Annotated in this window: 9 protein-coding genes; 3 read left to right on the plus strand and 6 right to left on the minus strand. The window is 38.4% G+C overall.

Features of this window, described 5'->3' with window-relative positions; genetic code table 11:
- Window positions 1-109: 109 nt before the first annotated feature.
- Window positions 110-1,153: a hypothetical protein gene (locus tag M1E96_RS14080; protein ID WP_369427138.1), complete on the minus strand. Its 1,044-nt coding sequence runs from the start codon at window positions 1,151-1,153 to the stop codon at window positions 110-112.
- A 508-nt stretch (window positions 1,154-1,661) separates the two neighbouring features.
- On the opposite strand from M1E96_RS14080, the gene M1E96_RS14085 reads away from it, so the two are divergent.
- Complete coding sequence (locus tag M1E96_RS14085) at window positions 1,662-2,852, plus strand: amino acid aminotransferase (protein WP_070924879.1); 1,191 nt, start codon at window positions 1,662-1,664, stop codon at window positions 2,850-2,852.
- 202 nt (window positions 2,853-3,054) lie between these two features.
- Here the strand turns inward: M1E96_RS14085 and M1E96_RS14090 are convergent, their stop codons facing one another.
- The 3 genes from M1E96_RS14090 to ldtD form a co-directional block, all read right to left on the minus strand.
- Complete coding sequence (locus tag M1E96_RS14090) at window positions 3,055-3,702, minus strand: MBL fold metallo-hydrolase (RefSeq protein WP_272580914.1); 648 nt, start codon at window positions 3,700-3,702, stop codon at window positions 3,055-3,057.
- Window positions 3,703-4,046: 344 nt separating this feature from the next.
- A complete protein-coding gene (locus M1E96_RS14095) occupies window positions 4,047-4,595 on the minus strand; it encodes a YcbK family protein (RefSeq protein ID WP_140180710.1) in 549 nt (182 codons plus the stop codon).
- Between the two features lie 566 nt (window positions 4,596-5,161).
- Window positions 5,162-6,892, minus strand: a complete 1,731-nt coding sequence (gene ldtD, locus M1E96_RS14100; RefSeq protein ID WP_337979460.1) for a L,D-transpeptidase — start codon at window positions 6,890-6,892, stop codon at window positions 5,162-5,164.
- 516 nt (window positions 6,893-7,408) lie between these two features.
- On the opposite strand from ldtD, the gene M1E96_RS14105 reads away from it, so the two are divergent.
- Window positions 7,409-8,170: an IS5 family transposase gene (locus tag M1E96_RS14105; protein WP_113532875.1), complete on the plus strand. Its 762-nt coding sequence runs from the start codon at window positions 7,409-7,411 to the stop codon at window positions 8,168-8,170.
- Window positions 8,171-8,395: 225 nt separating this feature from the next.
- Window positions 8,396-9,604, plus strand: coding sequence for an IS4-like element ISVsa5 family transposase (locus M1E96_RS14110; RefSeq protein WP_369426974.1), 1,209 nt, complete (start codon window positions 8,396-8,398; stop codon window positions 9,602-9,604).
- On the opposite strand, the gene M1E96_RS14115 is transcribed toward M1E96_RS14110, so the two are convergent.
- Entirely contained in the window at window positions 9,573-10,385 is an 813-nt protein-coding gene (locus M1E96_RS14115) for a YadA C-terminal domain-containing protein (RefSeq protein ID WP_369427139.1), read from the minus strand. The genes M1E96_RS14110 and M1E96_RS14115 overlap by 32 nt on opposite strands.
- A gap of 631 nt (window positions 10,386-11,016) precedes the next feature.
- Window positions 11,017-11,730 (minus strand): acid phosphatase AphA, encoded by a 714-nt coding sequence (aphA, locus tag M1E96_RS14120; RefSeq protein WP_070924882.1) that lies wholly within the window; start codon window positions 11,728-11,730, stop codon window positions 11,017-11,019.
- Window positions 11,731-11,903: the final 173 nt, after the last annotated feature.

Raw genomic sequence — 11,903 nt, forward strand, 5'->3', positions numbered from 1 at the left:
GGCGTTGCTTTTTTATTGTTCACTAAATGCACTTCAGTAAACAATCGTTTATTAAATATAAGGCTCCATCCTCAGAACCAACTATCCCCATACCTCCTGTTTTTCGTGATTAGCTTAAATTTTCTGCCAACGCATTACGACTAACCCGCAATGGATTTAGCGCATTTTGAATAAATTGTGTATCTTTTGCTAATTTATAGTTCTTACCAACAAAATATTCTTTGGCACTTGTATCCCCTTTAGCCCTATAAAGGAGCCATGCAGTCGTTATCCCAGCAAACTCATTGTCCACCAAAGGCCTTAACGGGCTAAAGTGTGTTGCTGTCAGCGCTGTAGCTCCCCATGCAGGAACTTTCTTTATTAAAGGCAATAACCATAAACTAGGCCATGTAAAAGGTGGAACAACGACATCTGCCAAACCTGTCAATAATAGTGTTGGCTTCTTCACCGTTCCTCCCATAGCTAAAGGGCCAGGCTCAATAGATAGAGCCCCTGAAATACCGATATCAGAGTCAACCATAGCCAGTGCTTCGTCCGATAGACTTGCCGTTCGCAATGTCGCATGCCCTCCAGCGGAGTGCCCTGCAACGATACTATTTGCCAGATCGACCTTCCCATAGACAGGGGAATCAGGATCTCGATTCATTTGACTCAAAGAAAGGAAACCAAGCAGATGCATCGCAATAGTTGAATTAATAAAATTTGAGCTGATCACCACAATAAATCCATAGCTAGCCCAATGCGTTATCATCTCGGTATAATGCCCCTGATTCGATAAAATTCCTCCCACAAAGTTGATTACGGGGAGTTTTTCAAGGTTTGAAATATCTGATGGGTAATAAATACTGGTAGAAATAGGATCACCAAAACCATAAGGAAATGAGTCGTTGCATTTGATGTCAGAAAATGGAACTGCTAATTTAGATAGAAGCCCTACTAAGCCTCGGCAATCACCCATTACAGCGTTCGTAGAGACATCATGTGACCCTACAATTCTAGCAAATTGTTCATTAGCCAAACCATACGCTTTTACCAATAGTGATTTAGGATTAACCTCATCACCCAATTGGTGCATTGGATCTGTTACAACCTCTGATTGCTCTAGCACCTCCCTAACACGATGATCTAACTCATTGTTGATATTATTTTTCATAAATATACCCACTGGTTTATTAGTAAGAAATCTTCTATACGAATTATTATTCTTTGAATAATTCGAACACCTGTACATTTGGTAAAAATATCTTCTAAAACATCTTGTTCAGTATTTTCCGAGCGACTACCACTAGCAGTATTACCAGCTACGCAAGAAAAGAAACCATGAAAAATGGAAGGGATATTTAAAAAAAAATCAACGGGTTGTTCAAAGATTAAGTCACTATTCACAACAAATCGCTGGTAATAAAAAGAAGCAATGTTGATGGATAGAAGCATCTCGTAATAAACATTTTTTAGGGTTCAAGATAAGATTTTTAGATAAATGTAACCGCTCTTCTAATAACACTGCCTTTTGTGCTATTTATGGTCATATTGCATACAATTTATATCTATATCACAAGATCTTGCCAATTTTTGGCAAAACGGTTGGCAAATTGTTTTCTGCGCGTTAACCTGAGCATTCAACATTTTCGGCTTAACAACTGAGCTTTGGAATCGACAACATGTTTGAAAAAATTACTGCTGCTCCTGCTGACCCTATTTTAGGCCTTGCTGATAGTTTCCGTGCTGATCCTCGTGATAATAAAATTAACCTCGGTATCGGCGTCTACAAAGACGAATCAGGTAAAACCCCTGTATTAGACACAGTTAAAAAAGCAGAGAAATTTCTGCTAGAAAACGAAAACACCAAAAACTATCTTGCCATCAGTGGTATGCCAGAATTCGGTCGTGTGACCCAAGAGCTGCTATTTGGCAAAGATCATGAAATTGTCACCTCTAAACGTGCTCGTACTGCACAAGCTCCGGGTGGTACAGGCGCACTGCGTATCGCAGCAGATTTTATCGCTAACCAAACCAATGCAAAACGTGTTTGGATCAGTAATCCAACTTGGCCAAACCATAAAAACATTTTTGAAGCCGCTGGGTTAGAAGTCCTCACGTATAACTATTATGATGCAGCAAGCCATGGAATGGATTTTGCTGGTATGCTTAATAGCCTTGCTTCTGCGGTTGCAGGGGATGTCATTGTGCTGCACGGTTGCTGCCATAACCCAACCGGTATTGATCCAACTTCTGAGCAATGGGCTAAATTATCCACCCTGTGTGCAGAAAAAGGTCTACTCCCTGTATTTGATTTTGCCTATCAAGGTTTTGCAAAAGGCTTAGAGGAAGATGCGGAAGGTCTGCGTATCTTTACCAAAGAAAACCCTGAAATGATCGTCGCGAGTTCTTACTCGAAAAACTTTGGCTTATACAATGAGCGTGTTGGTGCCTGTACGATTATCGCTAAAGACAGTGACAACGCAGAACGTGCATTTAGCCAAGCAAAAGCCGTTATTCGTGCTAACTACTCAAACCCACCAGCACATGGTGCAGCAGTTGTTACGACTATTTTGTCTGATGAAGCACTAAAAGCTGAGTGGATCCAAGAATTGACCTCGATGCGTGAGCGTATTAAACGTATGCGCCAACTGCTAGTCAATACCCTTGAAGAAAAAGGCGCTAAGCAGGACTTCAGCTTCATTATAAACCAAAATGGTATGTTCTCCTTCAGTGGGCTAACAAAAGAGCAGGTAGAACGTTTACGTAGTGAATTTGGTATCTATGCAGTGAGCTCTGGACGTATTAACGTCGCAGGCCTAACACTTGAGAACATGGTTCCACTGTGTGACGCTATCGTTAAAGTAATCTAATTCTATACTCCAAATAATTCGAGTTGTAGTTAGAGCACCATTAAAGATGGACGGAGAGCATAGATATACATAGTGACTCTGTCAATATCGTGCAGTAGTAACGCTACAACTTGAAGTATGACGAGTATTATATAACGATTAAGATTTACGATGACAGGAATGCCCCTCTTGTGCAAACAGAGGGGCATTTTTTATTAGTCTACTACCAAACAGGTTGCTCATCTTGTAAGAACGGATTGGTTTTACGTTCATACCCTAGATCAGACATTGGCCCATGCCCTGATATAAATTGGTATTCATCGCCCAATGGTAAGACTTTATTTTTAATTGAAGAAATCAATGCTTGATGGTCTCCACGTGGAAAATCGCTACGCCCCACACCACCTTTAAATAATACATCGCCCATTGAAATAAGTTTGTCTGCATGATTAACAAATATAATATGACCTGGCGTATGTCCCGGACAATGCAATACATCAAAACTTAGTCCACCACAGGTTACTGTTTGCCCTTCTTCTAACCAATAATCAGGTGTAAAATCAGGACAATCGCCGATATTAAACATCGCATTTTGTTGGGCTAAATTTTCAATCCAAAATGCATCTTCTTTTTGCGGGCCATAAATTGGCACAGAAAAATGCTTTGAAATCGTTGCAGACGCACCAATATGATCAGAATGCCCATGAGTCAGTAATATTTTAGTCAGTTTTAGGTCACGACTTTCAATCGCCGCGATCAGTTTCTCTGCTTCACCGCCTGGGTCAACAATCACGGCTTCCAACGTATTTTCATCCCAAATAATGTGACAATTTTGCATAAATGGCGTTACTGGGATAATCATATATTTCATTGAACATTTGCTCCGTATTTATGCTGCATACGCACTAAGCCATCTGCGTAACAGCTAAAAGAATAAAAATAATTATTGGGAGCATACCGAAGTCAGAGAAGAGTGTAAATGAAGAGGAACAGCCACAACCAGCCATTCAAAATAATTTAAACATAACCAGTAAAACAAAAACAAATCAATTAATCATTCTAAAAATAAATTTGCTAACAATTATTCTAAATAATTCGCGTTGCAGCTAGGCGACAAGTGAGGATATCCCGGGGAGCATACATAAGTATGTGACTCGGGTAGCCGAGCGTAGTCAACAACGCTGCGGCGTGAAGTATGACGAATAATTAGAATAATTACCAAGTGCGGGCAGGGCCAGTATCAATATGCACAAAATTACTTCTTGGATAATACCCTACACCACCCGCTTTCATTTTCAGCGCGGCTTTACGAATATTACTCAACTGCAAACCTTCAATATGGAAATCCATCGCTTGCCCGCGAGTGTGGTAGCTTTTTTTAGCCACGCCACTACTGGTGCGACGCAATGCATTATTGGTTTCTAAAGAACGGTAACCAGAAATGAGTTGAATAGGTTTATTTGACCCCATCATCATCTGTAAAAGATAAATTTGATCGAATAATTTAGGATCAATCGTTTTTACTTTATCACTACGGTGATCACGGAATAGATGATTTAGCCGAGCAAGCTCTGATTTATTATAATGACGTCCATCAAAAAATTCTGTTTTCAAAAATTCACCTGTATTGATATTTTGAAAACGCAAAACTCTAGGTCTTGGGGTAGTCATAGCAGCAAATACATGACTTGGTAATAAACTCAGCCCAAGGGTTGCTGCGCCAACACCCAACCACTTGCGGCGATTTTGGTCAATTATATCCATAGTGAATAACTCAGATTTTAATTATGCTCTTCATATTTCAAGTTACTGAACTATTGACTGACTACGTTCACTGGCACCAGTCACACAGTTTTCTATGCTCCTAGCGACTCGTTCGTTTGACGCCTAACAGTAGCTCGAATTATTTAGAGTATACGTTATTTAAATAGGGCAAAACCCGCGCTATTTACCAGTCTAACAAATGATATTTAATTTGAATGTATAAAAATGTAAATAAGTGAGTAAATAAACGCAAATTAAACTTATTATCATCAAAAAAGAGAAGTACATCACTAATTGATAGTGAAAAATAATTTTTTTAGTTTAAGAAAGGGAATAACAACCAAATAACGTAAGATTTGAGTATATACATATCAAACTTCAAGTTATCTCGTTTTTCATCAAGATATAAGCGACATCATTCACTCGCGCCAATTACCGCATTTTGTGTACGCCTAAAAACTCGTTCACAGGTCGCTTAGTTATACTTCAAATGAATTAGAGTTTACATCTTGATCACTATTTAAGAATGATTTCAGGGAGAAGTCTCCCTGAAATCAATTAATGTACTAATGCAGAATATTTTTTATCGCTGGTAAATATTCCTCTGCATTATTAATGCTGTTGTCATATTGATAAATATCTGCTCGGTACTGTGGCTGTTGATCTTTATCGACCCATGCGGTTTGATAATACAGATAAACAGGGATCCTATCCGGTATATTGACATACTTTGTTGAGCCCTCTTTAATTGCGCCATCAATACGCTTTTGCTCCCACCCCGCATCCCCTAATAAAATCGACGCAAGTTCATTTGCTTTATTCACCCGCACACAGCCGGAGCTAATTGCCCTTGCACTGCGGTTAAACAAACTGTGGTTCGGCGTATCATGTAAATAAATCGCATCAGAACTCGGCATATTAAACTTATAGCGGCCTAAAGAGTTTGTGGGACCTGGAGCTTGGCGAATACGATAAGGGAAGTTGGCAGGAGAAATTTGTTCCCAATCAATCGAATATGGATCAATTTCAAAAGAGTCCTGACCCCAACCCGAATAAACCGTATATCCTTTGCGACTAAAGTAACTCGGGTCTTGCTTACCTTTCGGCGCAATATCCTTACGAGCCATGCTAGTTGGTACGCTCCATGGCGGGTTAATCACAACATTATTTAATGCACTGCTCATAATAGGCGTTTTGCGATCAGGGCGCCCAACAATCACTTTTGAATCTAAAATGATCTCATCGTTGAGATAAAAATTTAATGAAAAACCGGGAATATTCACTAAAATCCCAGTTCCATTACTGTCAGGAATAATACGTAAGCGTTGAATATTTAGCGCCATTAACCCAGCTTTTTGCTGAGGCTTCATATTTAGCCAAACTTTTGTCCCTTTACCCACCATTCCATCCGCTTCTAAGCCATATTGCAGTTGGAATTTCTTAACAGCTTCAACCAGCTCATCACTGTATAAACGGGCTTTTGCTGTTGCTGCCGCTATTTCAGCTTCCGTTGCTGAAGCATCTAATGCCTCACCAACCGCAGCTTCATCGAGTAAACCTTGTCGATACAAAATTTCACGCAACGTAATCACATCGTCACTGGACTGGCCAGGTTTTAGCGTCTTAGTATCGACTAGCTCTAAACCATCATCATTCATATTAAGCTGCTTCAACATCTCCTTACGCATCGGCTGATACAGCTCATTTTGTGGAGCTTGAGCTTTAATCCATTCACTCAGGCGGTGTTCAGAAACAGCGTCTAGCCATGGTTTTATTTGTGTTGCCGTTGGCGCGACTAATTTATAAGGTTGTTTGCGATATAGCCAAAATTGCCCATTGGCTGAAACACCTGAAAGGTATTGTAAATACCCTAACATGGCATCCGAAAGAATAACATCTCGTCCTAGTTCACTCAGTTGAGCATTTTCAAGGCTCAATAACCATTCACTAAATTGAGGCTGAACTCCAGAAAGTGCTAACTCTGCTAACTGCTGCTGAAATTGTTCAATGGCCGTTTCATCTTGCCATAATAATTTCATTTGTTGATCAGCATAAATTTTGGATAACTGTGACGAAAAGACAGGTTTAACTCCTACGGGCAGTGCTGCTGTAATTTGAGCTAAGCTTTCACTAGGACTGATTGTCATTTCAGGTGTTGCAATAACATTTTGCTGTACTACTTCCTCTGTTTGCACGTGACCAATACCAACCTCTTGTGCAGAAAGAACAGGAAATTGCATTGACAACAATCCACAGATTACTGAAATTCGCAGAGCTTTCGCCCTTTTATTTGCCATAAATCCACCTTAAGTGACCACAATATGGATAATTTTCTTTTTATTATATTGATGACATATCTTTGTCATATTTCAAGTCACGCTATTTTACACTGAAATACAACAACGACATTACTCGCTCGAATCATTGTCTTTTCATGTTTATCAGGTATTGTTTCCTGTTGCAGAAAATCCAACATCAAGCTATTTAAAGTACATTGTATTAAATTCTAAAAAATATTTTATAGGAATAGACTAATTTTATACTTAAATATCATAAAATCAGCTTAATGGATATATAAAAGAAAAAATGCTCTGATTATTGAAAAAAAGAACCATTTACACTTTTAATGGATTTGCAATCTATATATGGATAGGCATTAATTTGCACATAAAAAAGCAGGCCTTGAGCCTGCTCCCATAAAAATATAGCTTAAGTATAATAACTAGAGCGTGTTGATCTTTTCGGTATAAAAAGCAGACAGCAAATGGGGCTGTTATAATGGTTTCGCCAAAAATCAAAAAAACACCCCCCAAATGCCGAGACTTATGTTAACAGATGATAGCTGGAAGTTACTATCAAAAATCATGCACCTAACCGGACGTATTTATAACAAACCAGAACATAGAATGACCCTTGAAGGTATTTTATTCCGAATAAGAACAGGCATTCCATGGCGCGATTTACCTCGTCAATTTGGTGAATGGAATACGGTATTTAGACGTTTTAACCTTTGGTCAAAGAAAGGCGTGATGATGGAAATTTTCCAATTTCTATCTCGCTTCAATGATCCTCAGTGGCTATTTATTGATGCCAGTATCGTGAAAACGCATCAAGATGGAGCCAACGTTAAAGATGCTTCAAAGCAGGCTATAGGCAAAAGTCGAGGCGGCAACTCAACTAAAATACATTTAGCGGTAGATAGCAGTGGTCTTCCGGTTCATTTTGAGTTGTCAGGTGGGCAAGCCCATGATGTGAGTTATGCAGAAACATTGGTTACCTCTTCACCGGAAGCCGAAGTTGTTATTGCAGATAAAGGCTATGACTGTGAAGCCTTACGACAGTTGATAAAAAGCCGTCGGGGTCAGCATGTCATCCCAAGAAAAGGGAATAGTAAACAAGGGAATAAAGATATTGATTGGTGCTTATATCGATATCGTCATTTAGTTGAAAATGCCTTCCTAAAAATAAAGAAATATCGAGCGGTGGCGACTCGGTATGACAAATTAGCCCGAAATTATGAAAGTGTTGTTGCTTTAGCATTTTCAATCATGTGGCTCCCAATGTGGGTCGATTGAAATATGCACTACAAAGATAAACACGCTCTAATTATTACTTAAAAACTCATTACCATTCAAAATTTACAGCGGCATTATAGCTGACACCTTTAAAATCTTCAGTATTCGATGCTACGCCCTGATGAATCCCCTAATGATTTTGGTAAAAATCATTAAGTTAAGGTGGATACACATCTTGTCATATGATCAAATGGTTTCGCGAAAAATCAATAATCAGACAACAAGATGTGCGAACTCGATATTTTACACGACTCTCTTTACCAATTCTGCCCCGAATTACACTTAAAACGACTCAACAGCTTAACGTTGGCTTGCCACGCATTACTTGACTGTAAAACTCTCACTCTTACCGAACTTGGCCGTAACCTGCCAACCAAAGCGAGAACAAAACATAACATCAAACGAATCGACCGATTGTTAGGTAATCGTCACCTCCACAAAGAGCGACTCGCTGTATACCGTTGGCATGCTAGCTTTATCTGTTCGGGCAATACGATGCCCATTGTACTTGTTGACTGGTCTGATATTCGTGAGCAAAAACGACTTATGGTATTGCGAGCTTCAGTCGCACTACACGGTCGTTCTGTTACTCTTTATGAGAAAGCGTTCCCGCTTTCAGAGCAATGTTCAAAGAAAGCTCATGACCAATTTCTAGCCGACCTTGCGAGCATTCTACCGAGTAACACCACACCGCTCATTGTCAGTGATGCTGGCTTTAAAGTGCCATGGTATAAATCCGTTGAGAAGCTGGGTTGGTACTGGTTAAGTCGAGTAAGAGGAAAAGTACAATATGCAGACCTAGGAGCGGAAAACTGGAAACCTATCAGCAGCTTACATGATATGTCATCTAGTCACTCAAAGACTTTAGGCTATAAGAGGCTGACTAAAAGCAATCCAATCTCATGCCAAATTCTATTGTATAAATCTCGCTCTAAAGGCCGAAAAAATCAGCGCTCGACACGGACTCATTGTCACCACCCGTCACCTAAAATCTACTCAGCGTCGGCAAAGGAGCCATGGATTCTAGCAACTAACTTACCTGTTGAAATTCGAACACCCAAACAACTTGTTAATATCTATTCGAAGCGAATGCAGATTGAAGAAACCTTCCGAGACTTGAAAAGTCCTGCCTACGGACTAGGCCTACGCCATAGCCGAACGAGCAGCTCAGAGCGTTTTGATATCATGCTGCTAATCGCCCTGATGCTTCAACTAACATGTTGGCTTGCGGGCGTTCATGCTCAGAAACAAGGTTGGGACAAGCACTTCCAGGCTAACACAGTCAGAAATCGAAACGTACTCTCAACAGTTCGCTTAGGCATGGAAGTTTTGCGGCATTCTGGCTACACAATAACAAGGGAAGACTTACTCGTGGCTGCAACCCTGCTTACTCAAAATCTATTCAAACATGGTTACGCTTTGGGGAAATTATGAGGGGATCTCTCAGTGCTACGCCTGTTTTGAATGCGATATTCTCATTCACACGGTAGCCAGAACCTAGTGCTAAAGCCGTATTTGATTTATACCCACCAAGAGCCATCGATACGTTAAATTTACCAACATTATAAGGTTGGAATAAACCAGATAATGCAGATTGTGATGCTAAACCTCTTTTCAATTCATTATTTAATGAATCAACACGACGATCTAAAGAGTTAACTCGTCCATCTAACTGGTTAAGTCTGCTATCAACTTGTTTATTAATCACTTTTTGCTGATTATTCACTGCAATCTGGTTATTATTAAAAACCGTTTGATCTTTATTAATGCCATCTTGCTTAGTATTAATCACTGCTTGGTCTTTATTAATGCCATCTTGCTTAGTGTTAATCACTGCTTGATCTTTATTAATGACATCTTGCTTAGTATTAATCACTGCTTGGTCATTATTAATCACATCCTGCTTATGATTAAGCATCGCTTGGTTCTGATTTGTAGCTGCTTGGCTCTGGTTGATATTAGATTGAGTTTGATTAACTAATGATTGGTTTTGATTAATACTATTTTGTGCAGCTTTACTATTTTGTAGGTCTGCATTCACTGAGTCTACATTTTTGGCTAGTACATTTAAATTATTTGATGTTTTTGTCGCATCAGCATGAGAATTTTCAGAATAAATATTATTATTCCAACCAGTCCAGCTAACATCTGCAATTGCAGAATGACTTAACAATGCTACAGAAACAGCAGTAACAACTAAAGTAACCTTATTCATTTTTATATTCCACTATAAGTATGATTATTACTAATTTAGGCTGGCATCATACAAGATGGATTTATTTCAAAATATTTTTAAATACATCATATTCTTACAACTTATTTTACTCCTTTAAAATCAACGTTATTTTATAATATTCGATCAAAAAATTATATTTATAAATAGAATTACAATGCTAAAATCGTTTTCTTCTGGCATAAAAAAAGAATATTTAATTAATAGAATAACTGATTTGATGAGTCAATATAATCTAAATTAAAATCACCACACAACACTTAGCTAACTTCATTCTCAGAACAAGAAATATATAAGATATTTGCAATTAATTTAGAATAAACAACTAACAATCAATTTAGATACATCAAAAAATATGATCATTAGTCATTTAATGTGTGAATGGGCATCTACTGATTTATCAAGTTAATAATTAGCTAACTTTCAGATGAAAATTTTCAAGAAAAATAGTATTGCAATAAATCCCCCAAAAAAACAAATCCAAAAACAATCATCAATAAAAGATTTAAGCTTGTTACATTTTAGAGAATAGGCTGATATCTTAAGCATAAAAAAAGACCCTATATACTATCGGGTCTTCTCTTAGATATCTTCTGGACTAGCTTACGCTTAATTAATATTCCGAGTTTATTACGACTTCTTCACCAAATTGGCCAGCCTTAGGCAATGGTTGGTAAGATGAATTTGCTGCACGTAATATACGGATGCCACGGATATTCAATTCACGAGCCGCTGCAATATCAGCATCTGCATCACCATAATAAATTTTTAGTTTATGATCACGCATCCAACTTACTTTATTGTTTTGTCCCGGCTCATCACCTGCAAAAATAACTGGGTTCATTTTATCCGCAGGGATCCCCAGCCCTTCTTGAACATATTTGGTGACGGTTTCTGTTTTCGTTTTAGTACGCCCAGTAATAAAGTAAACGGTATCACCACGTTTTAAATGCATTTGGACTAAATCAATACCCACTTGTTTAGGCATACTGAATTTATCCCACTCATTATTCATTTTTTCCCAAAATTCAATATTTTTTAGATAGCTAAAATCATTTGGTGAATACTCTAGCTTACCACGGTAAAAACCTGGGCTAGAAAACAATACGGTGTCATCAATATCAAAACCCACTGCCATCGGAGCTTGACCTTCAAGACTATTTTTAATTTGCTCAATAGAAACCCAGTGAACGGGTTTCTGCTCAGCAAGTTGAGCTACTGTAACCCCAGAACTGACGACTTCTGGCATTAATACTTTTGCCTGTGATGTTGCGGTAAAGCTGAGCACCAAAGCAATGGCACTTAAAGTCAGTGTCGTTTTTTTCATGTGTGATCCTTAATTAATTGATTAACTAGTGAGCAATCGAAAAGCAAACTATAGAGACATCTCGCATCATTTTTTGTTATGCATCACAAGAAAATAAATAGTAATGTCTTTATTATCATAAAAATGAGACTAATATCTCATATTGATAGTCTATTTAGTCAGTCACTCATTAA

Source organism: Providencia sp. PROV236 (assembly GCF_033676985.1).
Classification (GTDB): domain Bacteria; phylum Pseudomonadota; class Gammaproteobacteria; order Enterobacterales; family Enterobacteriaceae; genus Providencia; species Providencia manganoxydans.

What these genes read in the sequence shown, in the direction of transcription:
- ldtD (WP_337979460.1), bottom strand. Translation starts at nt 6,892, where the DNA reads ATGGCAAATAAAAGGGCGAAAGCTCTGCGAATTTCAGTAATCTGTGGA.
- M1E96_RS14095 (WP_140180710.1), bottom strand. Translation starts at nt 4,595, where the DNA reads ATGGATATAATTGACCAAAATCGCCGCAAGTGGTTGGGTGTTGGCGCA.
- M1E96_RS14115 (WP_369427139.1), bottom strand. Translation starts at nt 10,385, where the DNA reads ATGAATAAGGTTACTTTAGTTGTTACTGCTGTTTCTGTAGCATTGTTA.
- M1E96_RS14110 (WP_369426974.1), top strand. Translation starts at nt 8,396, where the DNA reads ATGTGCGAACTCGATATTTTACACGACTCTCTTTACCAATTCTGCCCC.
- M1E96_RS14080 (WP_369427138.1), bottom strand. Translation starts at nt 1,153, where the DNA reads ATGAAAAATAATATCAACAATGAGTTAGATCATCGTGTTAGGGAGGTG.
- aphA (WP_070924882.1), bottom strand. Translation starts at nt 11,730, where the DNA reads ATGAAAAAAACGACACTGACTTTAAGTGCCATTGCTTTGGTGCTCAGC.
- M1E96_RS14090 (WP_272580914.1), bottom strand. Translation starts at nt 3,702, where the DNA reads ATGAAATATATGATTATCCCAGTAACGCCATTTATGCAAAATTGTCAC.
- M1E96_RS14085 (WP_070924879.1), top strand. Translation starts at nt 1,662, where the DNA reads ATGTTTGAAAAAATTACTGCTGCTCCTGCTGACCCTATTTTAGGCCTT.
- M1E96_RS14105 (WP_113532875.1), top strand. Translation starts at nt 7,409, where the DNA reads ATGCCGAGACTTATGTTAACAGATGATAGCTGGAAGTTACTATCAAAA.